At 72.7% G+C, this 25067-nt stretch carries 23 protein-coding genes and 1 pseudogene; 12 read left to right on the top strand and 12 right to left on the bottom strand.

Annotation, left to right across the window (positions count from 1 at the left end; genetic code table 11):
* Positions 1–154 precede the first annotated feature (154 nt).
* The gene (locus HW130_RS19930) at positions 155–2986 is read left to right on the top strand and encodes an RNA helicase (protein WP_177151040.1); all 2832 of its coding nucleotides are present in this window, start codon (positions 155–157) and stop codon (positions 2984–2986) included.
* Between the two features lie 71 nt (positions 2987–3057).
* Here HW130_RS19930 and HW130_RS19925 read toward each other — a convergent pair whose 3' ends face one another.
* From HW130_RS19925 to HW130_RS19910, 4 genes are read right to left on the bottom strand one after another with little or no spacing between them, the layout of a single operon-like run.
* Positions 3058–3453 (bottom strand): nuclear transport factor 2 family protein, encoded by a 396-nt coding sequence (locus HW130_RS19925; protein ID WP_177150998.1) that lies wholly within the window; start codon positions 3451–3453, stop codon positions 3058–3060.
* Positions 3454–3495: 42 nt separating this feature from the next.
* Positions 3496–4473, bottom strand: coding sequence for an ADP-ribosylglycohydrolase family protein (locus HW130_RS19920; RefSeq protein ID WP_177150997.1), 978 nt, complete (start codon positions 4471–4473; stop codon positions 3496–3498).
* A gap of 43 nt (positions 4474–4516) precedes the next feature.
* Positions 4517–4708, bottom strand: coding sequence for an abscisic acid-deficient protein Aba4 family protein (locus HW130_RS19915; protein WP_309140493.1), 192 nt, complete (start codon positions 4706–4708; stop codon positions 4517–4519).
* A 43-nt stretch (positions 4709–4751) separates the two neighbouring features.
* Positions 4752–5732, bottom strand: coding sequence for a hypothetical protein (locus HW130_RS19910; protein WP_177150996.1), 981 nt, complete (start codon positions 5730–5732; stop codon positions 4752–4754).
* Between the two features lie 105 nt (positions 5733–5837).
* Between HW130_RS19910 and HW130_RS19905 the strand changes: the two genes are divergently transcribed.
* Complete coding sequence (locus HW130_RS19905) at positions 5838–6467, top strand: MerR family transcriptional regulator (protein WP_177150995.1); 630 nt, start codon at positions 5838–5840, stop codon at positions 6465–6467.
* A 423-nt stretch (positions 6468–6890) separates the two neighbouring features.
* Here the strand turns inward: HW130_RS19905 and HW130_RS19900 are convergent, their stop codons facing one another.
* Complete coding sequence (locus tag HW130_RS19900) at positions 6891–7733, bottom strand: siderophore-interacting protein (protein WP_177150994.1); 843 nt, start codon at positions 7731–7733, stop codon at positions 6891–6893.
* A 67-nt stretch (positions 7734–7800) separates the two neighbouring features.
* Entirely contained in the window at positions 7801–8706 is a 906-nt protein-coding gene (locus HW130_RS19895; protein ID WP_177151038.1) for a 5'-3' exonuclease, read from the bottom strand.
* A gap of 146 nt (positions 8707–8852) precedes the next feature.
* Between HW130_RS19895 and HW130_RS19890 the strand changes: the two are divergent.
* From HW130_RS19890 to HW130_RS19880, 3 genes and pseudogenes are all read left to right on the top strand, one after another.
* Positions 8853–8924 (top strand): annotated as a pseudogene (locus tag HW130_RS19890) (ATP-binding cassette domain-containing protein); the annotation flags it as partial.
* Between the two features lie 433 nt (positions 8925–9357).
* Positions 9358–9951 carry a helix-turn-helix domain-containing protein gene (locus HW130_RS19885; RefSeq protein WP_177150993.1) on the top strand — a complete coding sequence of 198 codons (594 nt, stop codon included), beginning with the start codon at positions 9358–9360 and terminating at the stop codon, positions 9949–9951.
* A gap of 4 nt (positions 9952–9955) precedes the next feature.
* The gene (locus HW130_RS19880; protein ID WP_177150992.1) at positions 9956–10690 is read left to right on the top strand and encodes a helical backbone metal receptor; all 735 of its coding nucleotides are present in this window, start codon (positions 9956–9958) and stop codon (positions 10688–10690) included.
* On the opposite strand, the gene HW130_RS19875 is transcribed toward HW130_RS19880, so the two are convergent.
* Positions 10641–11771, bottom strand: a complete 1131-nt coding sequence (locus HW130_RS19875; protein WP_177150991.1) for a TDT family transporter — start codon at positions 11769–11771, stop codon at positions 10641–10643. The genes HW130_RS19880 and HW130_RS19875 overlap by 50 nt on opposite strands.
* 70 nt (positions 11772–11841) lie before the next feature.
* Here HW130_RS19875 and HW130_RS19870 point away from each other — a divergent pair, with 70 nt between their 5' ends.
* Positions 11842–12768, top strand: coding sequence for a LysR family transcriptional regulator (locus HW130_RS19870; protein WP_177150990.1), 927 nt, complete (start codon positions 11842–11844; stop codon positions 12766–12768).
* Between the two features lie 102 nt (positions 12769–12870).
* On the opposite strand, the gene HW130_RS19865 is transcribed toward HW130_RS19870, so the two are convergent.
* From HW130_RS19865 to HW130_RS19855, 3 genes are all read right to left on the bottom strand, one after another.
* Positions 12871–13572 carry a gamma-glutamyl-gamma-aminobutyrate hydrolase family protein gene (locus HW130_RS19865; protein ID WP_177150989.1) on the bottom strand — a complete coding sequence of 234 codons (702 nt, stop codon included), beginning with the start codon at positions 13570–13572 and terminating at the stop codon, positions 12871–12873.
* 11 nt (positions 13573–13583) lie between these two features.
* On the bottom strand, positions 13584–15050 hold the full coding sequence (gene eat, locus HW130_RS19860) for an ethanolamine permease (protein ID WP_177150988.1): 1467 nt from the start codon (positions 15048–15050) through the stop codon (positions 13584–13586).
* A 193-nt stretch (positions 15051–15243) separates the two neighbouring features.
* Positions 15244–15984, bottom strand: a complete 741-nt coding sequence (locus HW130_RS19855; protein ID WP_177150987.1) for a FadR/GntR family transcriptional regulator — start codon at positions 15982–15984, stop codon at positions 15244–15246.
* Positions 15985–16062: 78 nt separating this feature from the next.
* Here HW130_RS19855 and HW130_RS19850 point away from each other — a divergent pair, with 78 nt between their 5' ends.
* Genes HW130_RS19850 through HW130_RS19835 form a run of 4 tightly spaced genes read left to right on the top strand, consistent with a single transcriptional unit; the run spans position 16063 to position 20616 of the window.
* Positions 16063–17433: a glutamine synthetase family protein gene (locus HW130_RS19850; protein ID WP_177150986.1), complete on the top strand. Its 1371-nt coding sequence runs from the start codon at positions 16063–16065 to the stop codon at positions 17431–17433.
* Between the two features lie 8 nt (positions 17434–17441).
* The gene (locus tag HW130_RS19845; RefSeq protein WP_177150985.1) at positions 17442–18806 is read left to right on the top strand and encodes an aldehyde dehydrogenase; all 1365 of its coding nucleotides are present in this window, start codon (positions 17442–17444) and stop codon (positions 18804–18806) included.
* A gap of 6 nt (positions 18807–18812) precedes the next feature.
* Entirely contained in the window at positions 18813–19598 is a 786-nt protein-coding gene (locus HW130_RS19840) for a 3-oxoacyl-ACP reductase (RefSeq protein ID WP_177150984.1), read from the top strand.
* A 31-nt stretch (positions 19599–19629) separates the two neighbouring features.
* A complete protein-coding gene (locus HW130_RS19835) occupies positions 19630–20616 on the top strand; it encodes a DUF2510 domain-containing protein (protein ID WP_177150983.1) in 987 nt (328 codons plus the stop codon).
* Between the two features lie 146 nt (positions 20617–20762).
* Here HW130_RS19835 and HW130_RS36760 read toward each other — a convergent pair whose 3' ends face one another.
* A complete protein-coding gene (locus tag HW130_RS36760; RefSeq protein WP_218183749.1) occupies positions 20763–21557 on the bottom strand; it encodes a MarR family transcriptional regulator in 795 nt (264 codons plus the stop codon).
* Between the two features lie 27 nt (positions 21558–21584).
* On the opposite strand from HW130_RS36760, the gene HW130_RS19825 reads away from it, so the two are divergent.
* Both HW130_RS19825 and HW130_RS19820 read left to right on the top strand, forming a co-directional pair.
* On the top strand, positions 21585–22607 hold the full coding sequence (locus HW130_RS19825) for an EamA family transporter (protein ID WP_177150982.1): 1023 nt from the start codon (positions 21585–21587) through the stop codon (positions 22605–22607).
* Complete coding sequence (locus HW130_RS19820) at positions 22598–23239, top strand: NAD(P)-dependent oxidoreductase (protein WP_177150981.1); 642 nt, start codon at positions 22598–22600, stop codon at positions 23237–23239. The genes HW130_RS19825 and HW130_RS19820 overlap by 10 nt, the downstream gene beginning before the upstream one ends.
* A gap of 18 nt (positions 23240–23257) precedes the next feature.
* Here HW130_RS19820 and HW130_RS19815 read toward each other — a convergent pair whose 3' ends face one another.
* Positions 23258–24460 carry an amino acid deaminase/aldolase gene (locus HW130_RS19815; protein ID WP_177150980.1) on the bottom strand — a complete coding sequence of 401 codons (1203 nt, stop codon included), beginning with the start codon at positions 24458–24460 and terminating at the stop codon, positions 23258–23260.
* Between the last annotated feature and the right edge of the window lie 607 nt (positions 24461–25067).

Raw genomic sequence — 25067 nt, 5'->3', positions numbered from 1 at the left:
GTCATGGACGCACGTACAGTGAGGGGCCGGGGAGAAATCCCCGGCCCCTCGTCGTGTGCAAACGGCGCCCGGCGCGGGTAGGCCGAGGGGTAGGTGCGCCCGTCATATAAAGATCCGCTCACTGTCAGAGGGGGCGGGTAGGCTCATGAGCAAGATGACCGAGGATCTCTCTCCCGCCGAGCGCTATGCCGCCGCACGCGTCCGCGCTGCTGAGGAGGCCACCGCGCTGGCCCCCTTCCGCGCGTTGTACGACTTCGACCTCGACCCGTTCCAGATCGAGGCATGCCAGGCCCTGGAGGCGGGCAAGGGCGTGCTCGTCGCCGCACCCACCGGCTCCGGCAAGACCATCGTCGGCGAGTTCGCCGTCCACCTCGCCCTCGCGCAGGGCCGCAAATGCTTCTACACCACGCCCATCAAGGCCCTCTCCAACCAGAAGTACGCGGATCTCGTCAGGCGCTACGGCGCGGAGAAGGTCGGCCTCCTCACCGGGGACAACAGCGTCAACTCCGAGGCGCCCGTGGTCGTCATGACCACCGAGGTCCTGAGGAACATGCTGTACGCGGGCTCCCAGTCGCTCAGGGGCCTGGGCTACGTGGTCATGGACGAGGTCCACTACCTCTCCGACCGCTTCCGCGGTGCCGTCTGGGAGGAAGTGATCATCCACCTCCCCGAGTCCGTGACGCTCGTGTCACTGTCCGCGACGGTGTCCAACGCGGAGGAGTTCGGCGACTGGCTGGACACCGTGCGCGGCGACACCGAGGTGATCGTCTCCGAGGAGCGCCCCGTCCCGCTGTGGCAGCACGTCATGGCCGGCCGCCGGATGTACGACCTCTTCGAGGAGGGCACCGACCACGGCGGCCGGGGCCGGAGCAGGCGCGAGGTCAATCCAGACCTGGTGCGTCTGGCCCGCATGGAGAACCAGCGCACGTACAACCCCCGCGACCGGCGCCGCGGGAAGATGGTCCGCGAGGCCGACCGCGAGCGCGAGCGGCGCCAGCGCAGCCGCATCTGGACGCCCGGCCGGCCCGAGGTCATCGACCGGCTGGACGCCGAAGGACTGCTGCCCGCCATCACGTTCATCTTCAGCCGCGCGGCCTGTGAGGCCGCCGTGCAGCAGTGCCTGTACGCGGGCCTTCGGCTCAACGACGACGAGGCGCGCGGCAGGGTGCGCGAGATCGTCGAGCAGCGCACGGCCACCATCCCCACCGAGGACCTCCACGTCCTCGGCTACTACGAGTGGCTCGAAGGTCTGGAGCGCGGTATCGCCGCCCACCACGCGGGCATGCTGCCGACCTTCAAGGAGGTCGTGGAGGAGCTGTTCGTACAGGGCCTGGTGAAGGCCGTTTTCGCCACGGAGACGCTGGCGCTCGGCATCAACATGCCTGCCCGCTCGGTGGTGTTGGAGAAGCTCGTCAAGTGGAACGGCGAGCAGCACGCGGACATCACCCCCGGCGAGTACACCCAGTTGACCGGCCGGGCCGGCCGGCGCGGCATCGACGTCGAGGGGCACGCCGTGGTCCTGTGGCAGCGCGCCATGGACCCGGAGGCGCTCGCCGGACTCGCCGGCACCCGTACGTATCCGCTGCGTTCCAGCTTCAAGCCGTCGTACAACATGGCGGTCAACCTGGTGCACCAGTTCGGCCGGCACCGCTCGCGCGAGCTGCTGGAGACGTCGTTCGCGCAGTTCCAGGCGGACCGGTCGGTGGTCGGCATCTCCCGCCAGGTCCAGCGAAACGAGGAGGGCCTGCACGGCTACCGGGAGGGCATGACGTGCCACCTCGGCGACTTCGAGGAGTACGCGCGGCTGCGCCGCGACCTCAAGGACCGCGAGACGGAGCTGGCCAAGCAGGGCGCCGCCCAGCGCAGGGCGGCGGCGGCCGCCTCGCTGGAGAAGCTCAAGCCGGGAGACGTCATCCACGTCCCGACCGGCAAGTTCGCGGGCCTCGCGCTGGTGCTGGACCCGGGGCTGCCCGCGGGCCGGACCAACGGACACCGCGGCGGCTTCGAATACCACGACGGGCCGCGCCCGCTGGTGCTCACGGCCGAGCGCCAGGTCAAGCGCCTGGCGTCCATAGATTTCCCGGTGCCCGTCGAGGCGCTGGAGCGGATGCGCATCCCGAGGTCGTTCAACGCCCGTTCCCCGCAGTCACGACGCGACCTGGCGTCCGCCCTGCGCACCAAGGCCGGTCACATCGTCCCCGACCGGCACCGCAAGTCGCGGTCGCCCGCGGCGGACGACCGTGAGATCACGCGCCTGCGTGCCGAGTTGCGCGCCCACCCCTGCCACGGCTGCGACGAGCGTGAGGACCACGCCCGGTGGGCCGAGCGCTACCACCGCCTCCAGCGCGACACCCGCCAGCTGGAGCGCCGGATCGAGGGGCGCACGAACACGATCGCGCGGACCTTCGACCGGATCGTGGCCCTGCTGACCGAGATGGATTACCTGCGGGGCAACGAGGTCACCGAGCACGGCCGGCGGCTCGCCCGGCTGTACGGCGAGCTGGACCTGCTGGCGAGCGAATGCCTGCGCGACCGGGTCTGGGAGGGGCTCAACCCGGCCGAACTGGCTGCCTGCGTATCCGCGTTGGTCTACGAGGCGCGGCAGGCGGACGACGCGGTGGCGCCCAAGGTGCCGACGGGCCGGGCGAAGACCGCGCTGGCCGAGATGGTCCGCATCTGGGGCCGGCTGGACGCCTTGGAGGAGGAGTTCAAGATCAACCAGGCGGAGGGGGTCGGGCAGCGCGAGCCGGACCTCGGCTTCGCCTGGGCCGCGTACCAGTGGGCGTCCGACAAGGGGCTCGACGAGGTGCTGCGCGAGGCGGAGATGCCTGCGGGAGACTTCGTGCGCTGGTGCAAGCAGGTCATCGACGTGCTCGGCCAGATAGCGGCGGCCGCGCCCCGCGAGAACAGCACCGTCGCGAAGAACGCCCGCAAGGCGGTCGACGCGCTGCTGCGGGGCGTCGTGGCCTACAGCTCGGTCGGCTGAGACCAGGGGCGTTCGGCTGAGACCAGGGGCCGGGCCCCCCACCCGACGGTGGTGGCCCGGCCGCATCCGGCTCAGCTCCAGAACCTGTCCTCCTCGTCGATGTCCTCGGTGCACGCGTCGATGTCGGTGACCTTGCCGCCGACGATCGTGAAGAACAGCCCCTGGCGGATCTCGAGGCCGTGGTCGCCCCGGTCGGCACGGGACGTGTGGAACGACATGACGTGTCCGCGGCCATCGGCGAGCACCGCGTCCAGCTGGACCTGCATGGTGCCGTTGGTCTCCTCGCCCATGCGGCGGAAGCGATCGAGGATGGCCTCGCGTCCCTTGTGGTGTCCGGAGAGGAGGTTGTTGCCCGGAACGTGGTAGACCGCATCGGCCGTCATCAAGGTGCCCAGCGTCTCCAGGTCGCCTTCGCTGAACGCTACGTAACCCTTACGGACCAGGGCGCAGTCGGGGTGCTCGGACATGGCGAACCACACCTTTCGTGCCTGTTCCTCCTGTTTGTTCAATCATCCGCCGGGGCCGACGGACTGTCCACGCCCGTGGAATCCGGCCAGCGACCTGGCCAGTTCGGTGAGCCCGGCGAGCCGTAGCACCCGGTCGCCCCAGCCCGGCAGCGGCACGTGCAGGACCCGCGTCCAGCGCGCGGGTACGGCCCCGATGCCGTGGACCGCGCCGGCCGGCGCGCCGGTCACCGCCGCGACGGTGTCCGTGTCGCCGCCCAGATCGATCGCGGCCGCCAGCGACGCCTCGAACGACGACGTGGTGCGCAGCGCCCACACTGCCGAGCCGAGGCAGGGCCACACCGCGCCGTTGAACTCCGTCGCGAGGCCAGGGTGCCAGTCAGGGGCGAGGACCGCGGCCCAGCGGTCACGGTGGCCGGGATCCACCAGGGTGAGCGCCTCAGGGACGGCGGACAGCGGGTCGGCCCCCTCAAGGGCCACGCGGATCAGCTCGTGCAGCACGGCTGTGCCCTCCCAGGCGGCGCGGTCGCCGTGTGTGAGCGCCGAGAGCTCACGCGCCGCGGCCATCGTCGCCGAGCGGCCTGCCCCGGCGAAGAAGACCGCGGAGGTCGAGGCCCGCATCAGACTTCCGTTGCCGGCGGCGTGTCCCGTCATCTGGAAATGCCGGGCCGCTGCCGTGTTCCACGGGTCCCCGCCGGTGAGGACCTGTTCCGTCTGGGGCCCGATGTCCTTGGGATCGCCGGCGGCCCACCTCTGGAACCGCGTGAAGACGTCCTGGCCGTTCACCCCGCCGTGCTCGAGCAGCGACTCGCCGACGAGTACGGCCATGTGCGTGTCGTCCGTCGCCTCGCCCGGATCCCAGCCGCCCCCTCCGCGCATCTCCCCAGGCCCGTCCCCGAAGTGGGCGCGGTACACGCCCGGTTCACCGAACTCGAAGGGCGCGTCGAGGGCGTCGCCGACGGCCGAACCGACGACGATACCGACGGCACGGTCCAGGCGCGAGGGGGCGGGGGGCTGCTCCATCGCGTCAGCATAGGAGCGGCCGCTGCGGCCGTGCCGCCGAGGGTCAGGACGCGGATGCCGCCGGGGCGGTGGCGCCGCTTCCTGCCGCGTGGGCCGTGCGCGCCGCGCGCAGCGCCAGGGAGGCGAACAGCCCGATCGGGGACAGCAGGACGGTCAGCACCAGCCGGGGGCTCGTCACCAAGGGGTGGATCTCCAGGCGCCGGCCCTCCCAGTACATCCACCGGCCGAGCAGCACGTTCCACTCACCGGCCAGAAGGAGAGCTCGAAGGGGAAGCCGGTCATGCGACGAGCTCGTTGCCGTCGTGCGCGGAATCGCTCACTCCGACAGGAGGACTTGCCGAGGGTGTCGTGCGCAGGGCGGCCCACGTGCCCGCCGCAGCTGCGGCGACGATCGCGGCGGCGGCGCCGAGCGTCGCCCCGTCGGGGTGGATCAAGGCCTGACCGCGCAGGGCCTGCCACGTCACCAGGGCGAACACGGCGGCGTACGTCCCGCAGGCGACCAGGACGAGGCGGAGGCGTACGCGTTCGTCGGCGAGGCGGGTGAAGCGCGGGGCGAGGGTGACGAGCAGGAACAGGGCGAACGGCAGCACCTGCAGGGCGTGCAGTCCCACGAAGTGCGCGATGCGCAGATCGCCGCCGGTGGTCTCCCAGCCCGTCAGCGGCATCGAGGGGCCGCCGTCCGTGACGCCGACGCCATGGGCGCCGACGACATCGGCGGTGCCCCGCTCCATCTGTGTCCGCTGCTCCGGGGTGGGCTGCGCCATCACGAAGCCGAGGGCGGCGCCGGTCAGTGCCAGCACCGCGCCGCACCGCATCGCCCAGGCGGACGCGCGGTCCGCGAGCTTCGCGCGGAACAACAGGGCGGCGATGAGCAGCGTCGCGGCCCACAGGACGACGACCGTCACCGCCATGGTGTCGAACACGGCCTTGTCGAAAGGCGTTTCGTTGTTGAAGTGGCTGCGCCTGCCGCGCGCCGCCTGGCCCGTGATCAGGATCATCTCGATCGCGCTGGTCACGGCCACGACGGTGCCGCCCCACCAGCCGGCCCGTCGGAAGCGGGGCAGCAGGGACAGCATCCAGGCGAGGGACAGCGCGTACGCGACGAACGACACCGAGAACTTGAACGGCTTGAACCAGACCGGCGCGCCGGCGACGACCCGGTCGTCGACGGCCAGGCCGACGGCCGAGACGACGGTGAGCACGGCCATCGACGCAGCGAACGCGAGCAGCGGCCTGTGCCACGACGTCCATGTGGACATGGAGACCCCCCAAAGCGATTATGGATAGCAGTGCTTTCCGCTATCTGATAGGGAGACTATCTATGATGGGTGCGGTGAAGGCAAGGGCGGAAAGGTGAACGCGCGGTGCGTATCGGTGAGTTGAGCCGCAGGACCGGGGTCTCGGTCCCCACGATCAAGTACTACGTGCGGGAAGGGCTGTTGCCCGCAGGCGAGTTGAGCAGCCCGAACCAGGCGAGCTACGACGACCGGCACGAACGCAGGCTGCGCCTGATCCGGGCGCTGCTCGACATCGGAGGGTTGTCCGTGGCGGCGATCCGGGAAGTGGTCGCAGCGGTCGACGACCCGGACAGGTCGGTGCACAAGGTGCTGGGGGAGGCGGCGCATCGGATCACCCCACGGTTCGCGCACGGCGGTGACGACGCGTCACTCGCGAGGGCACGGGACGAGGTCGGACGGCTGATCGCCCGGCGGGGCTGGCAGGTCGACGTCGGCGACCCTGCGGCCACGGCCCTGTCCGAGACGCTGGCGGCACTGGACCGCGTGGGCCATGGGGCGTTCGCGGAGGTGCTCGACGACTACGCCGACGCGGCCGACCGGGTGGCCGACGCGGACCTGGCGTACGTGGCCGGCAGGGCGGGCCTGGACGACCTGGTGGAGGGAGTGGTGGTCGGTACGGTCCTGGGTGACGCGATGCTGGCGTCCCTGCGCCGCCTGGCCCAGACGCACCGCTCGGCGAAGACGTACGTGGACTAGGGTCTTTCGTTTGGATCAGGCCGGATCAGTGAGTGGGGGTCCCCCCACGCCCGCAGGGCGTAGGGGGAGGGTCTGGTGCGTGCGATCGCAAGGCGGAGGAGGGAGACAATGGCGGAGCCATGGCGACCGACGACAACGCGGCGAGCGTGCGTGCCAGGGCCCGCGAGCCCGGCATGATCAAAACGAGAGGCCCTAGCCCGGGGGCAGGCGGACCGCCCGGCGGCTGCCGTTCACCGCCGGGGCACGGCGGTGTGTGCGGCACTGTGCGTGGACCGGCGGCGCGCGCCTCGCGCGGTGGTCATCGCGGCGCGGAGCCCCGGCGGTGCGTTCGGTACGGCCCCCTCCGGCCACCCGGCGCAGGCGGCGGACCACACCGCTGAACATGACCCCCGCGCATCCGCGCGGGCCCGAACCGGCCTGGGGCTAGGCCGCCCGCTCCTGTTCGCGCTCCACCTGATCGTTCCACTCACGCTTGATCGCGCGCCACGCCTCGTCCGACTTGCCCAGGCGCCAGTAGCCCGAGATCGACAACTGCTCGCGCGGGACGCCGCGTTCCACGCGCAGTTGGCGGCGCAGTTCCTTCACGCAGCCCGCCTCGCCGTGCACGAACGCGCTGACCTCGCCCTCCGGGAAGTCCAGCGCCGCCACCGCGGCCACCAGCGCCTCGCCCGCCGGGCGGTCGCCGCGGTGCAGCCAGGTGATCTCCACGCCGCCGGGCGCGGCGATCTTCTGTTCGTCCTCCGGGCCGGCCACCTCCAGGAAGGCGTGCCCCACCGCGCCGGCCGGCATCTGCTCGAGCGCCACGGCGATCGCGGGGAGCGCGCTCTCGTCGCCTGCCAGCAGGTGCCAGTCGGCCGTGGGCGCGGGGGCGTAACCGCCGCCCGGGCCCAGGAAGCGCACCGTCTCGCCGACGCGGGCACGCGCCGCCCACGGCCCCGCGAGGCCCTCGTCGCCGTGGACGACGAAGTCGATGGTCAGCTCGCGGTGCACCGCGTCCCAGTACCGCACGGTGTACGTGCGGTTGGCGGGCCACTGGTCGCGCGGGAACTCCTCGCGGATCCGCTCCATGTCGAACGGCTCCGGGTAACGCACGCCGGCCGCCGGCAGGACGAGCTTCACGTAGTGGTCGGTGTACTCGCCGATCTCGAACGAGGACGACACGTCGAGGCCCAGCACCACCCGCACCATGTGCGGCGTCAGCCGCTCGGTGCGCACGACCTTCGCCTCGTGGACCTTCGGTGCCTTGCGGGCCGGTCGCTCTGCCACGGTGCTCTCCCTGGAAGTGTGCGCATGCTTAGGCTTGCCTAAGCTAACACTTCCGCGGGCTCGGCACTCAGCGCTCCAACGCCGACAGCAGCCGTACCACCGCCCCGCCCAGTCCCCACCGCTCCGCCAGCTCCTTCAGCGCGCCCGGGTCGCGCGGCGCGCTCGGCAGGGACGCGTCGAACTCGGGCAGCGGCACGTCGGAGGCGACCCTGACGACCTTCGGCGCCACGGCGACGTAGGCCCGCGCCTCGTCCAGCCGCTTGCGCTGCGAGGGCGTCAGCTTCGACGTGCGGTCGTCGACCGCCGCCATGATCCCGGCCAGGTCGCCGTACGCGTCGAGCAGCTTGGCCGCCGTCTTCTCGCCGATGCCCGGCACGCCCGGCAGCCCGTCGCTCGGGTCGCCGCGCAGCAGGGCGAGGTCGACATACCCGGGCCCGTCCACGCCGTACTTCTCGCGCAGCCACGCCTCGTCCGTCACCTGCAGCGTCCCGACGCCCTTCAGCGGATAGAGCACCCGCCGCTCGCGGGCGTCGTCGACCAGCTGGAAGAGGTCACGGTCGCCGGTGACGATGTCGACCGGCCCCGGGGCACGCGCCGTCAGCGTGCCGATCACGTCGTCCGCCTCGTATCCGTCGGCGCCGACGCGCGCGATGCCCACAGCCGCCAGCACCTCCTGGATCACCGGCACCTGCGGATCCAGCGTGTCCGGCGTCTCCTCGACGTCCGGTCCCACCTCGTGCTCCTCGGCCACCCGGTGCGCCTTGTACGTCGGGATGAGGTCGACCCGCCACTGCGGCCGCCAGTCGTTGTCCCAGCAGGCGACCAGGTCGTCCGGGCGGTGGTCCTGCACGAGCCGTGCGATGAAGTCCATCAGCCCGCGCACCGCGTTGACCGGGGTGCCGTCGGGGGCCCGGACCGAGTCGGGGACCCCGTAGTAGGCGCGGAAGTACAGGGAAGCGGTGTCGAGGAGCATCAGGCGTCGCGTCACATCGACGATGATGCCGTACCCCGCTGACAGCGACCCGCCGCCCCCGCAAGACACCTCCGCCGTGAAGTGGATCACCTTTGCGTTTGCCCTTTCGGCCCGGGCAGGGGGCGGAACCGAAGCGAATCCCGTCGTCGGGATCCGGCAAGTCCACGCTGCTGCGCATGCTCAACGGACTGCTGGAGCCCACCGCCGGACGCGTGCTCTCCTGCCTCGCCGACAAGTGGGACCCCCCTCGGCAAGGCAGGCAAGACCGCAGGCGGCAAGCAGGCGGCAAGGACGAGCGCGACCGCGCCCTGAACGTGGCCCGGTTCCCGCGGGTGAAGGACATGAGCTCACCGACCTCGGATCCTGGTACGGGCCGACGTCACTGGAGCTCGCCGTCCCCTCGTACGTCGAAGGAGTGGACTCCCTCGACGACCTCCAACCCGGGCATCTCCGACCGCATCGCCCCGAGGTCACCGCGCCGCCGCACCCGCGAAAGGGGTGGGTCCCGCCGAGCCGCACCGCCGGCCCGGCAGGGGACCCACCCCTTTCGGCCGTGACCGTCGTGATCGCGCTGCTCCAGCGCTCGATGAGTACGGATGGGCCAATGCTGCGTATGGTGATACAGGACCCAGGGGAGGGGAGCCCGGACCCATGGACGCGAAGGACGCGAAGGACGCCAAGGAGAGGGAAGAGCCTCTCCGCGTGGGCGCGGCGGTGCGCAAACGGCGCCGGGCACTGCGTCTGACCCTCGCCGCCGTCGCGGCCCGCAGCGGCCTGTCCGTGCCCTTCCTCAGCCAGATCGAGAACGAGCGCGCCCGCCCCAGCATCCGCTCCCTCCAGCGGGTCGCCGACGCCCTCGACACCACGGCGGAGACGCTGCTCGCCGCCTCCGACTCGGCCCGCACCATCGACCTCGTACGCGCCGGGGACAGCACCCACCCCGGCGCGCCGCCGCCGGGAGTCCGCTCCCTGGTGCGCGGCCGCCACCAGCTGCACGCCACCGAGTACAGCGGCGAGCGCGAGACCGAGGGCGAGTTCCAGCACCGCAACGACGAGCTGATGTACGTGGCCGAGGGGGCCGTCGAGGTGGAGGCCGAGGGCCGCGCCCACCGGCTCGGCCGCGGCGACTCGCTCTTCCTGTCCGGCGGCGTGCGGCACCGCTGGCGGGCCACCAGCGCGGACACCCGCATCCTCGTCGTCGCGGTCGCCGACCACATCGCGGCGAACAACGACCCGCGGGGCTGACCGCGTGCGCGTCGTCTCCCTGGTGCCCTCGCTGACCGAGGCCGTCGCCGCGACCGCGCCCGGGCTGCTGGTCGGCGCCACCGACTGGTGCAGCAGGCCCGCCGGCCTCGACGTCGTACGCGTCGGCGGCACCAAGAACCCCGACGTGGCGGCCGTCGCGGCGCTGCGGCCCGACCTCGTGGTCGCCAACGAGGAGGAGAACCGGGAGCCCGATCTCGCGGCACTGCGCGCGGCGGGGATCGAGGTCATGGTCACCGAGGTGCGCGGCCTGGACCAGGCGCTGAGCGAGCTGGAGCGCGTCCTCGTCGACGGCTGCGGCCTCGCCCGGCCGCGCTGGCTCGACGAGGCCCGGCGGGTCTGGTCGTCCGTCGAGCCGGTCGCAGGCGCGCGGGCCGTCGTCCCGATCTGGCGCAGGCCCTGGATGGTGCTCGGCCGCGACACCTTCGCCGGGGACCTGCTCGCCCGGCTCGGCGTCGCCAACGTCTACGCCGGCCACGCCGACCGCTACCCGCGGATCCCGCTCGACGAGCTGCGGGGGAGCGGCGCAGACCTGGTCGTCCTGCCCGACGAGCCCTACGCCTTCGGCCCCGACGACGGTCCCGAGGCCTTCCCGTCCCTGCCCGCCGCCCTCGTCGACGGGCGTTCGCTGACCTGGTACGGGCCCTCCCTGGTCGACGCCCCCGGGGTGCTCAGCGCCGCCCTGCGAGCAGCTCTCCGCGCAGCACACCCCGGACGGTGAGGACACCGGCCACGGCCCAGGCCACGGCGAGGAAGACGTACAGGACGATCGCCAGCCACTCGTAGGCCACCAGTCCCGTGTGGCGGGCCAGCGTCTGCGCCCCCGTCACGCACGTGCCGACCGGGAAGGTGAACGCCCACCAGCTCATCGTGAACGGCAGCCCCGCACGGGCGGCGCGCACCACCATCGCACCGGCGAGCGCCAGCCACAGCAGCGCGAAGCCCATCACCGGCACGCCGTACACGACGGCGAGCGCGCCGAGACCGTGCGCGTACGACGCCTCGATCGCGCGCGGAGCCACGTCCGCCAGCTTGTTCACGGCGGTCGTCGACTGGCCGAGCGGACCGAGGACCAGGAACAGGGCGGGCGTCAGTGCCAGGGGCAGCGGGCCGTGGTGCACGAGCCGTGCGAAGACGACCGGCAGGATGAGCAGCGTCGCCAGCAGGCTGACCCCGAACATGGCGTAGCTCGCCAGCAGCAGCGCCTCCCGCCCCTGGCCGGCGGGCAGATGCGGCACCAGAAGCGGCCCGAAGGACGCGGAGACCATCGGCGCCACGACCGGCAGCAGCCACACGGGCGAGGCACTGCCCGGGGTCACCTTGTGGCGCACGACCATGAGGTACGGCACGGCCACGGCGGCCACGAGACCCACGGCCGTCCCCACCGCGAACAGCGCCGCCGCGACCGGCAGGGCCGCGTGGCCGCCGACCAGGCCACGGCCCACCGTCAGCGCGCCCGCACCGACCGCCAGCAGCGCCATCGACAGACAGCCGTAGAACGGCGCGACGGCCGGGTCGAGCAGGTGCGCGCGGGCCCGGTCACCGTGACGGACCCAGTGCGCGGCACGGGCCGCCAGCAGAACCGCCAGCAGCACGGCCGACAGCGCCCACACGGCGGCGCACACGGTGTGCAGTCCCGGAACGCGCACCGGAAGCGCGTCGCCGGCCGTGCCGACGATCGCGGTTCCCATGACCGCCGCGTACCAGTTCGGGCCGAGCTCCCTGACGGACGGCAGCCGCACCGCGAGCGGACGCCGGGGCGAGGCGGACAGGCGACTGCGGGGCTGGGCGACGGTGACCATGACGTCACCTTGCCGTCTGCCCGCACGGCCCACCAGGGACCATTCCCCTATCACCTCATAAACTGGTCTTATGAGTGACGAGGAGCGTGTGCCGCTCGCCCACCGCGTGCCCGACCTGGGAGCGCTCGAACTGCTGCTCGCCGTCGCCCGGCACGGCAGCCTGGGGCGTGCCGCCCGCGAGCTGGGCATCACCCAGCCGGCGGCCAGCAGCCGCATCCGCTCCATGGAACGCCAGCTCGGCGTGGCCCTCGTCGACCGCTCACCGCGCGGCTCCCGGCTCACCGAGGCGGGGGCGCTCGTGACCGACTGGGCGCGCCGGGTCGTCGAGGCGGCCGAGGCGTTCGACGCGGGGGCGCAGGCGCTGCGGGGGCGTCGTGACTCCCGGCTGCGGGTGGCCGCGAGCATGACGATCGCCGAGTACCTCCTGCCCGGCTGGCTGATCGCGCTGCGCGCCGAGCGCCCCGGCACGGCCGTCTCGCTGCTCGCGGGGAACTCCGCGGCCGTCGCGGAGCGGCTGCTCGCGGGGGAGGCGGACCTGGGCTTCGTCGAGGGCCTGGCGGTCCCGGAGGGGCTGGACGGGGCGGTCATCGGCCACGACCGCCTGTTCGTGGTCGCCGCGCCGGCCCACGCGTGGGCGAGGCGGCGGCGCGCCGCCCTCACCCCCGAGGAACTGGCCGCCTCGCCCCTCGTCCTGCGCGAACGCGGCTCCGGTACGCGGCAGGTCCTCGACTCCGCGCTGTCCCGGTACGGCGGGCTGTCCGACCCGCTCCTGGAACTGGCCTCGACGACCGCGGTGAAGGCGGCGGCGGTGAGCGGGGCGGGGCCGGCGGTGCTCAGCGAGCTGGCGGTGACGGAGGAGCTGGCGTCGCGGCGCCTGGTCCGTATCCCGGTGGAGGGGGTGCGTCTCGATCGCGACCTGCGGGCCGTCTGGCCCCACGGCCAACGCCCCGCGGGCCCGGCCCGCGACCTGCTCTCGCTGACGCGGGCGCCGCGGTAGGGGGCGGGCACATCCAGCCCCGCCGGCGATTGAGGCGCGGGGGTCCGGGGGCGGAGCCCCCGGTACGCGATGGGGCGGGCTGGGGAAACGCCCCGCGCAGCGCTACCCCGCCGCCGCGCCCACCAGCGCCGACATCACCCGGACGTCCGTGCCCATCTCCGGATGCCACTGGACACCCAGCACCCACGCCTCGCCCGGCCTCTCCACCGCCTCCACCGTGCCGTCCTCCGCGTACGCGGACGGGACCAGGCCCTCTCCCAGCCGGTCCACCGCCTGGTGGTGGTACGTCGGCACCGGCGCGGCCTCCGGCACGATCCCCGCGTACAGCGTCCCCGGCACCGGCTTCACCGCGTGCTCGCCGAACACGCCCACCGCCCCGTCCGGCCCGATGTGGCCGTCCAGGTGCTGGACCAGCGTCCCGCCGAGCGCCACGTTCAGCAGCTGCATGCCGCGGCAGATGCCCAGCAGCGGTGTCCCGGAAGCCAGCGCGGCCCGGATCAGGGCCAGTTCCCAGGTGTCGCGCTCGGGAGCCGGCGGGCCCGTGCGGGGCGAGCGTTCGGCGCCGTACCGCTCCGGTTCGACGTCGGGGCCGCCCGCGACGACCAGGCCGTCGAGCCGGGCGACCACCGATCCGGCGGCCGCCGGATCGTCGGGCGGGAGCATCGCGGCGAGGCCGCCGGCCGCCTGGACCAGCCGCGGATAAGCGGCCGGCAGCAGCGCGGCGGGCATGTCCCACACACCCCACCGCGCGGTCGCCTCCAGGTAGGTGCTGACACCGATGAGCGGCTCGGACCCACGCGACACGTGCACTGCGTTCACTTCCGTTCGAGCTCGGCCTCGGCCGCCGCCAGCGCGGCGAACTCCTCCTCGGGCGCCTGCGCCACCAGCCGGTGCCGACTGTAGAACGCGAAGTAGGCGAGGGCCACGGCGTAGACGGCGAGCGCCGTGAAGGCGGCGTCCTTGTCCACCAGGAACGTCGCCACCAGCGCGGACAGCGCCAGAACGAAGGCGACGGACGAGGTGACGACACCGCCGGGAGTCCGGTAGGGGCGGGGGAGTTCGGGTTCGCGGCGGCGCAGCACGATGTGGGAGAGGGCCATCAGCGCGTAGCTGATCGTGGCGCCGAAGACCGCGATGTTCAGCATCCGCGCGCCGTTCCCGGTCCCCGCCGCCAGCGCGAAGCCGATCGCGCCGGGGATCAGCAGCCCCAGGTACGGGGACTTGCGCCGGCTGGTCAGCGACAGGAACCGCGGCAGGTACCCGGCCCGGGACAGGGCGAAGAGCTGCCGGGAGCCCGCGTAGATCAGGGAGAAGAAGGAGGCGACGAGACCGGCGAGGCCGGCGTAGTTCACGAAGCGGCTGAGCGGAGTCGGGTCGCCGTCCCCCTGGAGGGCCACGACCAGCGGGTTGCCCGCCTCCTGGATGGCCGCCGAGCCGCGCGCGCCGGTCGAGGCGAAGAACGTCAGTACGGCGAGCAGGACCAGGATGCCCATGGAGATCGCCAGCGCACGCGGCATCGAGCGCACCGGGTCCTTGGCCTCCTCCGCCGCGAGCGGTACCCCCTCGACGCCGAGGAAGAACCACATGCCGAACGGGAAGGCGGCCCAGATGCCGAGCAGACCGAACGGCAGCCACGAACTCGCGCCGAAGGCGTCCTTGTCGACCGGGATGTCGTCCAGGCCGCCCGCCTGGAATTCGGTGAACGCGCCGAGGGCGAAGATCAGCAGGGCGGCGACGGCGATGGCCGTCACGATCAGACTGAAGCGCAGCGCCTCGCCGACGCCCCACAGGTGGATACCGATGAAGATGGCGAAGCAGGCGAGGTAGACCGGCCAGCCGGACTCCAGGCCGAACAGTCCGAGGGATTCGACGTAGTCGCCGATGAAGATCGAGATCGCGGCGGGCGCGAGGATGTACTCGATGAGGATCGCCGTGCCGGTGAGGAAACCGCCCCACGTGCCGAGCGCTCGGCGGGCGAAGCCGTAACCGCCGCCCGCCGTCGGCAGGATCGCGGACAGTTCGGCGAGGGCGAAGACGAGACAGGCGTACATCGCGCCCATCAGCAGGGTGGCGACGGCGAGTCCGCCGAAGCCGCCCTTGGAGAGGCCGATGTTCCAGCCGGAGAAGTCGCCGGAGACGACGTACGCGACGCCGAGACCGGTCAGGAGCAGCCAGCCGGCGCTGCCCCTGCGCAGGGTGCGGCGGTTCAGATAGGCGTCCCCCACGGGCTCGGCCGAGGAGGGCGCGGGGGACGGGGTGCGCGAGGTGGTGCCTTCAGCCATGGGTCGCTCCTGGCTCAGGTCGCTCAGGTCAAAGGTTTGTGCGGACACCTTTGCGGCCCTCCGGCGGCAGCGCAAGCCCTCTGGGTAAAGCCGAGGTTACGGATCGGCCCTCGGCCCCCTGTCCGACGCGTGCCGGGTGCCCTGTGGACCGGCCCTCGGCCACTGGGCCGACGCCGTCCCTCGCCCCCGCCTCTCAGGGCAGAAAGCCGCGCAGCAGCGCCGCCGTCCCCTCGCAGTGCTCGCGCATCACCTCGCGCGCCGCGTCGGCGTCCCCCTCCAGGACCGCCTCGACGAGTGCCGCGTGCTGGTGCTGCGAGTGCTCCAGGTTCCGCACGAGCAGCGGGATGCAGTCGAGCAGATCGTTCAGCTTCGCCCGCACCGCGGCGTACTGCGCGGTCAGACTGGGCGAGCCCGACAGCTCGGCCAGCGTCAGGTGCAGCAGCGTGTCCTGCCTGCGGTACTCCGCGAGCGGCGCGTCGTGCGTCGCCGCCAGCGCCGTGCGCAGCCGTTCGGCGCCCTCGTCGGTCAGTCCGTGCGTCGCGCACAGCCCCGCCGCGCCCACCTCCAGCACCTCGCGGAAGCGCAGGGTGTCGTCCACGTCCACACCCGCGAGCCGCCGGCGCAGTTCGTCCTCGCCCTGGCTCTCCGGCCGGTGCAGCACGAACGTTCCGCCGTAGCGGCCCCGCCGGCTCTCCACCAGGCCCTGATCGGTCAGCACCTTGAGCACCTCGCGCAGCGTGACCCGGCTGATCCCCATCCGCTCGGCCAGCTCCCTCTCCGCGGGCAGCCGCTCGCCGCCGGAGACCAGCCCGAGCCGCAACAGCTGGAGGATCTGCTCGAGCGCCTCCTCGAAGCCGTTGCCCGCGCGCACGGGGCGCAGCACGGGGGTGAGCCGGTCGGCCGGCCCGTCCGTCGTTCCGCCTGTCTTCGCCACGTCGCCGTTTCCCCTTCCCAAGCAATGGTCTTCAGCAATACCTTATGACTTCCGGCTGACCCAAGGAGGCGTAACCCCGTGGCAGACCGCACACCACCACTCGCCGTCGAGGAGCTGCGCGCCCTCGTCGCGAGCGGCGAGATCGACACAGTCGTCCTGGCCTTCCCCGATATGCAGGGACGGCTCCAGGGCAAGCGGTTCGCCGCACCCTTCTTCCTCGACGAGGTCGTCGAGCACGGTACGGAGGGCTGCAACTACCTCCTTGCCGTCGACGCCGAGATGAACACCGTCGACGGCTACGAGATGTCCTCCTGGGAGCGGGGGTACGGCGACTTCGCCATGCACCCCGATCTCACCACGCTGCGCCGCGTGCCGTGGAACGAGGGCACCGCACTGCTCGTCGCCGACCTGGCGTGGAACGACGGCTCGCCCGTGGCCGCCGCGCCCCGCCAGATCCTGCGCCGCCAGCTGGAGCGCCTGGCCGAGCACGGGTACACCGCGCACGTGGGCACGGAACTGGAGTTCATCGTCTTCAAGGACACCTACGAACAGGCGTGGGACCGCGACTACCGCGGCCTCACCCCGGCCAACCAGTACAACATCGACTACTCCGTCCTCGGCACCGGCCGCATCGAACCCCTGCTGCGCCGGATCCGCAACGAGATGGCGGCGGCCGGACTGACCGTCGAGTCCGCCAAGGGGGAGTGCAACCCCGGCCAGCACGAGATCGCCTTCAAGTACGACGAGGCCCTGGTCACCTGCGACCAGCACGCCGTCTACAAGACGGGCGCCAAGGAGATCGCCGCGCAGGAGGGCGTCTCGCTCACCTTCATGGCCAAGTACAACGAGCGCGAAGGCAACTCCTGCCACATCCACCTGTCGCTCCAGTCCATCGACGAGGCCGGCACCAACGTCATGGCGGGCGACGGGCCGGGCGGCATGTCGCCCGTGATGCGCCACTTCCTCGCGGGGCAGCTCGCCGCCCTGCGCGACTTCTCCCTGCTGTACGCGCCGAACATCAACTCCTACAAGCGCTTCCAGCCCGGCACCTTCGCCCCGACGGCCGTCGCCTGGGGCTACGACAACCGCACCTGCGCGCTCCGCGTCGTGGGACACGGCCGCTCGATGCGGTTCGAGAACCGGCTGCCCGGCGGCGACGTCAATCCGCACCTCGCCGTCGCCGGTCTCGTCGCGGCCGGCCTCCACGGCATCGAGCAGCGGCTCGAACTGCCCGACCCCTGTGCGGGCAACGCCTACACCGCCGACTACGAACACGTCCCGACCACCCTGCGCGAGGCCGCCGAGCTCTGGGAGAACAGCCCCATCGCCAAGGCCGCCTTCGGCGACGAGGTCGTCGCCCACTACCGGAACATGGCGCGCGTCGAACTCGAAGCCTTCGACGCAGCGGTGACCGACTGGGAGCTCCGCCGCTCCTTCGAACGCATGTGAGGCCCTCCTTGACCGCCCAGCACCACGTACTGAATCCCGCCACCGAAGAGGTCGTGCGCACCGTTCCGGCGACCACGGCCGCCGAGGTCGACGCCGCCGTCGCCCGCGCCGCCGCGGCCCAGCGGCAGTGGGCGGCAGCCGCCCCCGCCGACCGGGCGAGGCTGCTGCGCCGCTTCGCCGCGGTCGTCGACGACCACGTCGAGGAACTGGCGCGGCTCGAAGTCCTCGAAGCCGGGCACACCATCGGCAACGCGCGCTGGGAGGCGGGCAACGCCCGCGACCTGTTCGACTACGCGGCCGGGGGAGTGGAGCGCCTGAACGGCCGCCAGATCCCCGTCCCCGGCGGCCTGGACATCACCGTCCTCGAACCGCTCGGTGTCGTCGGCGTCATCGCGCCGTGGAACTTCCCCATGCCGATCGCCGCCTGGGGGACCGCCCCCGCGCTCGCCGCCGGCAACGCCGTACTGCTCAAGCCCGCCGAGACCACCCCGCTCACCGCGCTGCGCCTCGCGGAACTCGCGCTGGAGGCGGGCCTCCCCGAGCACCTGTTCCAGGTGCTGCCGGGCGCCGGGGACGTGGCGGGCAACGCCCTGGTCGAGCACCCGGGCGTCGCCAAGATCGTATTCACCGGGTCGACCTGGGTCGGCAAGCAGATCATGGCCAAGTGCGCCGACCGTGTGAAGCGGGTGACCCTCGAACTCGGCGGCAAGAGCCCCAACATCGTCTTCGCCGACAGCGACCTCGACGCCGCGGCGGCGGCCACCCCGATGTCGTTCCTCGACAACTCCGGCCAGGACTGCTGCGCCCGTACCCGCATCCTCGTGCAGCGCTCCGTGTACGACCGCTTCCTCGATCTGCTCGCACCCGCGATCGAGTCCGTGGTGGTCGGAGACCCGTCGGACGAGAAGACACAGATGGGGCCTCTGATCTCCCGGACTCAGCTGGACCGGGTACGGTCCTACGTCCCCGACGACGCGAAGGCGATCCGCGGCACCGCCCCCGAGGGGCCCGGCTTCTGGTTCCAGCCAACGGTCCTCACCGACCTCGCGCCCGACGCGCCCGCCGCCTGCGAAGAGGTCTTCGGGCCCGTGGCCGCCGTGCTCCCGTTCGAGGACGAGGAGGACGCCGTACGGCTCGCCAACGCCACCGACTACGGACTTTCCGGTTCGATCTGGACCCGCGACGTGGGCCGTGCGCTGCGCGTCTCACGGGCGGTCCAGGCGGGCAACCTGTCCGTCAACTCCCACTCCAGCGTCCGCTACTGGACGCCGTTCGGGGGCTACAAGCAGTCCGGCCTCGGCCGCGAACTCGGCCCCGACGCCCTCACCGCTTTCACCGAGACCAAGAACGTCTTCATCAGCACGGAGGCCTGAGCACCCATGACCGTTGACACCCCCATCTGCCGCCGCCTCGTGGGCCGCACCGCAGTCATCACCGGCGCCGGCAGCGGCATCGGTCTCGCCGCCGCGCGCCGACTGGCCGCCGAGGGCGCCGACGTCGTCTGCGGCGACATCGACGAGACCGCCGGCAAGGCGGCTGCCGACGAGGTCGGCGGGACGTTCGTACGCGTCGACGTCACCGACGCCGAGCAGGTCGAGGCGCTGTTCAAGACGGCGTACGACACCTACGGCAGCGTCGACATCGCGTTCAACAATGCGGGCATCTCGCCGCCCGACGACGACTCGATCCTGGAGACGGGCCTGGAGGCGTGGAAGCGCGTCCAGGAGGTCAACCTGACCTCGGTCTACCTGTGCTGCAAGGCGGCCATCCCCTACATGCGGCAGCAGGGGAAGGGCTCGATCATCAACACCGCCTCGTTCGTGGCCCGCATGGGCGCCGCGACCTCGCAGATCTCGTACACCGCATCCAAGGGCGGCGTGCTCGCGATGTCGCGCGAACTCGGCGTGCAGTTCGCCAGGGAGGGAATCCGGGTGAACGCGCTGTGCCCCGGGCCGGTCAACACCCCGCTCCTCCAGGAGCTGTTCGCCAAGGACCCGGAGCGGGCCGCGCGCCGCCTCGTGCACATTCCGGTCGGGCGGTTCGCGGAGGCGGAGGAGATCGCCGCCGCGGTGGCGTTCCTCGCCAGCGACGACTCGTCGTTCGTCAACGCCACCGACTTCCTGGTCGACGGCGGTATCGCGGGGGCGTACGTCACCCCTGTGTAGTGCCCGCCGGTGCCGCGCATAGGGTGTCCGGATGAGCATGACGAGCCCTCCCGGCTGGTATCCGGACCCGCAGGCGCCCGGCACCGAACGGTGGTGGGACGGCTCGGCCTGGGCCGCGCACACGCGCGCGGCCCAGGCGCACGGACCCGGGCAGCCGACGTACGGCCCCGGCCCCGGTGCTCTGTCACAGGGCCAGGGCGGTGGATTCGGGCCCCCCACCGTGCCCCGGCACCTCGCGGCCGATGGCCCGGGCGGTGGCAGGCGCCGCGTCGTGGGGCTGGCCGCCGCGGGCGCCGTGCTCGTCGCCGCGGTCGCCACCGGCGCCGTGCTGCTCGCCGACGACGATTCGGGTACGCCCGACGCCGCGCCGGCCACCACGGCCGCTTCCGTCCCGGCGACTTCGGGGCCGGAGCGGAGCGCGTCGCCCACCGCGACCGCCGACGAGGACTCCACGGAGCTCGTCGACCAGCTCAACGGCATCACCATGCCCATCCCCGAGGGCTGGGAGAAGTCGAGCAGCGTTCTCGGCTCCGGCACGACGATGTACACCGACGAGACCTACGAGTGTCCGGGCGGCGGTTCGTCGATCTGCCGGCACGGCCGGGTGACCTCCATGACGGCCACCCAGTCCGGCGGTGCCGGCACACCGAAGACCGTGGCCGAACAGGACATCGAGAAGGCGGCCGAGGAGGCGTACGACGAGGACGCGCTCGGCACCCGCATCCACGGCGGCATCACGTCGCACACCGTCGTGAAGTCGCAGAACTTCGCCGTCGCCGGGCGCTCCGGGTACCTCGTGCGCTGGCGGGTCGTCACGGGAGCGGGCCCCGGCGGCTATGTGCAGTCGCTCGTCTTCCCGTCCCACACGGGCACGGAGGCGCTGGTCGTCGTGCGCTTCTCCTTCGACGCCGGACCGGACGGACCGCCGCTCGCCGACATGGACAGGATCGCGTCCAGCATCCGCCCGATCGGCGACGCGACCAGCGGCGGCGTCGGCAGCACCATCGGCCCCGGCTGACGCACCTGCCCGGCGACCCGGTGAGCGCATGACGGTGCACGGGGGTGTGACAGTGCCCCAGGGGCTGTGACGGTGCACCGCGTGATGGGATGTGACGGTGCACCAGGCCATGGGTTCTGACGGTGCATCGGGCGACCGCGTGACGGTCACTCGGCGAGCGCGCGGTAGAGCGAGGCGACGGAGGGGTGCCGGCCCGCGTTCTTCCCCGTCCGGATGGTGAGCCGGCCGGCGATCTCGGAGACCGGCACACCCTGGTCGCGCAGCGCGCGGGCGGTGGCCAGCATCTCGTCGTCGATCACCTTCGGGCGCCCGCCGCCGCGCCGCGGCCGCACGCCGCCGTGCCCCGCGTACGCGACACGGAGGGGCCCCTCGCCGAAGTCCTGCGACGGTTTTTCGCAGAACTCGTTCTCATAATCCGGCGTCTCGGCATAACCAGTGGTGTCCGCCGGGACGGTGTCGCCGAGGGATTCCAGCAGCTCGCGCAGCAGACCGGCGAGGGTGTGGCGGCCGTTCTCGTCCAGCGCTCCCAGCACCCGGTTCTCGGTGGCCAGATGGTCGGGGAGCACCCGGTCGACGAGCGCCAGGCCCTCGTCGGTGAGCGAGACGTGCACGACGCGCCCGTCCGAGGCGCTCGGGGTGCGGGTGACCAGGCCGCGCGCCTGCAGACGGTCCAGCCGCTGGGTGATGGCACCCGAGGTGACCATCGCCGATCGCGTCAGCGCCGCCGGGGTGAGGCGGTGCTCGGGCCCGCTGCGCCGCAGCGTGGCGAGGACGTCGAAGGAGGCCCTGTCCAGGCCGTGGGCGGCGAAGGTCTGCCCGAGCTCCGACGCGATGAGGCGGGAGAGCCGCGTCAGGCGCCCGATCACCGCCATGGGCGACACGTCGAGGTCGGGGCGCTGGGCTCCCCACTGCCTCACTACGAGATCCACGTGGTCTGCCATGAAAAGAGTCTAGCGAATACCTTAGCGATGAGTTACTTTGGCTTAGTGCTAAGCAATCAATTGAGAAACGGCCGACTCGGCGTCGTGCTGTTGACCGCGCTTGCTCCGGCCATCTGGGGCACCACCTATCTCGTCACGACCGAGCTGCTGCCGCCCGGGCGCCCGTTGCTCGCCGCGGTGATCCGCGCCCTGCCCGCGGGCCTGCTGCTCGTGGCCGTCACGCGGCGGCTGCCGCGGGGCATCTGGTGGTGGCGTGCGCTCGTTCTCGGGGCGCTGAACATAGGCGTGTTCCTCGCGCTCCTCTTCGTCGCGGCCTACCGGCTGCCGGGCGGGGTCGCCGCCACCGTGGGCGCCGTGCAGCCCCTGTTCGCCGCAGGACTGTCCGCCGCGATCCTGGGGGACCGGCTCACCCGGCGCACCGCACTCGCGGGAGTCGCGGGAATCGCCGGCGTGAGCCTGCTCGTCCTGCAGGCCGACGCCCGGCTGGACGCGCTCGGCGTCGCCGCCGCCCTCGGCGGCGCCCTGGTCATGGCCACCGGCGTGGTCCTCGCCAAGCGGTGGACCTCGCCCGCACCGCTGCTCGCCACGACCGGGTGGCAGCTCGTCGCCGGCGGACTGCTGCTCCTCCCGGTGGCGCTGCTCGTCGAGGGCCCGCCCCCGGCCGGCCTGACCACACAGAACGTGCTGGGTTACGCCTACCTGTCACTCATCGGCGCGGCCGTCGCCTACGCGCTCTGGTTCCGAGGGATCCGCGCACTGCCGCCGACCGCGGTGTCCTTCCTCGGACTCCTCAGCCCGCTCGTCGCGACCGTGCTCGGCCTGATCGTCGCCGGCGAGCGGCTCAACGGCCTCCAGGCCGTCGGCGGCATCGTCGTCGTCGCCGCCCTCGTAGCCGCGCAGACGCAGAGGCAGCCATCCCCTCGTACAGCAGCCGCTTCCGCCGCCGCGCCTCAGCCCCTCCCGCCCTCCGCCGGGGCCGCCGCCCTCGGAGGTGTTCCGACCCCCACCGGCCAGGGGGCACGACAACAAGGAGCCCAGCCATGCGCATGACCGTCTTCGGAGCCGCGGGGAACGTCGGACGACGGACCGTGACCGAGGCGCTCTCCCGGGGACACGACGTCACCGCCGTCGTCAGGGACCCGGATCGCCTCGCCGACCTGCCCCACCGGGCCCGGCCCCACGTGGCCGACGCCGCCGATCCGGACGCCGTCGCCCGCGCGAGTGCCGGGCAGAACCTCGTGATCAGCGCGACGAGACCGGCGCCCGGCCGTGAGCGGGAGCTGGTGGCGACCGCCGAGGCGCTGCTCCAAGGAGTCGCCCGCACCGGCGTACGGCTCCTCCTCGTCGGCGGCGCCGCATCGCTCACGCTCCCCGGGAAGGGGCCGCTCACCCTGGCCGAAGAGCCCGGTTTCCCGTCGGAGTTGGGACCGATCGCCGCCGCCTGCGCCGCCCAGCTCGATGCCTGCCGGGCCGTTGCGTCCGACGCGGACTGGACGTATCTGAGCCCGCCCGCTCTGCTCGAGCCGGGCGAGCGCACCGGTGACTACCGGCTGGGCCGCGACGAACTGCTCGTCGACGACGAGGGCCGCTCCGCCATATCCATGGAGGACTTCGCCGTGGCCCTGCTGGACGAGGCGGAGCGCCCCCGGCACCGGCGGGCGCGGTTCACCGTGGCGTACTGACCTCCGTCATGCCGACCGCTACAGGAAGGTGCGGCCCTCACCCCGGTAGGTCGGCGCCGTGCCCGTCACCCGCTCGCCCTCGACCAGGTGCAAGATGTCGAAGCGCTCGCACAGCTCACCGGCCTTCGCGTGGCGGAACCACACCTTGTCGCCGATCAGCAGATCGTCGGCAGCGTGCCCGATCAGCGGCGTCTGCACCTCGCCGGCCCCCTCCTTGGGGTCGTAACGCAGGCCCTCCGGAAGGTGGGGGACCGGCAGCCGGTCCGGCCCCGCCGCCCCCGACGCGGGATAGCCCCCGCCGAGTACGGTCACGACCCCCACGCCCGGCCGGCGGACGACGGGCTGTGCGAACAGTGCGGCCGGACGCCCGGAGAAGGAGGTGTAGTTGTCGAACAGTCGCGGTACGTACAGGCCCGAACCGGCCGCGATCTCCGTGACCGCGTCCTCCTCCGCCGTGTGCTGCACGCTCCCCGTCCCGCCGCCGTTGACGAACTCCAGATCGGGCTCCACCGCACGCACCGCCCGCACCACGGCCGCCCGCCGGGCGGCGAGCTCCACCCGCGCGGCGCGCTGCATGAGCCGTACGGCCCGCGACCGCAGCGGCGAACCGTCGACCGAGTCACCCACCCCCGCGATGTGACCCTCGTACGCCATCAGGCCCACCAGCCGGAAACCCGGCCGCCGCGCCACGGACCGGGCGATCTCGGCCATGTGGGCGGGCTCGCGGATCGGCGACCGGCGGGCGCCGATCCGCACCCGCCCGCCGAGCAGGTGCAGCGCCGTGTCCAGCTCCAGGCAGACCCGGATCTCCTCGTTGCCGCCGCCACGGGACCGGTCGATGAGCTCCAGCTGGGCGAGGTCGTCGACCATCACCGTGACGGCCCCGGCAAGCTTGGGATCGCCCGCGAGTTCCGCGTAACCGGACCGGTCCGCCGACGGGTACGCGAGCAGTACGTCGTCGAATCCGGCCCGCGCCAGCCACAGGGACTCGTCCAGGGTGAACGACATGATCCCGGCGAAGCCGTCGCGTGCCAGGACGCGCTCCAACAGGGCCCGGCACCGGACCGACTTGCTCGCCACCCGGATCGGCTTGCCTGCGGCCCGGCGGACGAGGTCGTCGGCGTTGGCGTCGAACGCCCCGAGGTCGACGATCGCGACAGGGGCGTCCAGATGCGCGGTGGCCTTGTCGTAGCGGGCCCGGTCTGCGGCACGGGGAGTCATGGGCCGAGCTTGCCAGACTGGATTACCCCGGGGTAGGGGATGTTCTGGGCAGATGCCCCGGACCCCCCGCCGCATGGCGGTCCGGCTCAGCGCAGCCCGTTAGAGTGACATGCACAGTGGCCTGCACGAGGTGGCGAACAGGCCTGCCCCGAACGGTGATCCGTCGGTGGTACGTGTCGAGCAACGGGGGGCGGAATGAGCACGGAGGCACAACGCCCTTCGGGCGCCCAGCCCCCGCCCCGCTCCCGTATCACCGACGCGATCCTCCCACCCGAACCGCCCACCCCGGACCCGCCCTCCTCGCTGCCGTCCGGTGCCGCGCCGGGGGCGCCTGCTCCGGCATCCGCATCCGTGACCGCGACGGTTCCGGCGTCCACGCCGGCTCCGGCCGCGCCCGGGCCTGCCGTGCCCTCCCAGGACCGGTCCGGCGGCTCCGGCCCCACGGTGGCGCCCCAGACGGTGGCGCCCCAGCGCACCGCACCTCGCGCGGCGGACGCAGCTGCCCGGTCCGGTCAGCCCGCGGCCGGGTCCGGCGCGCCCGCCGCACAGCCGCCCGCCGCCCGGGCCGCGACGCCCCGCCCCGGCACGACCGCGCCTGGCGCCGAGC

The sequence above is a fragment of the Streptomyces sp. PKU-EA00015 genome (assembly GCF_013387495.1).
In the GTDB taxonomy this organism is placed as follows: domain Bacteria; phylum Actinomycetota; class Actinomycetes; order Streptomycetales; family Streptomycetaceae; genus Streptomyces.
The sequence above is the reverse complement of the archived record's forward strand: the minus strand, read 5'-3'. Positions and strand labels throughout refer to the sequence as shown.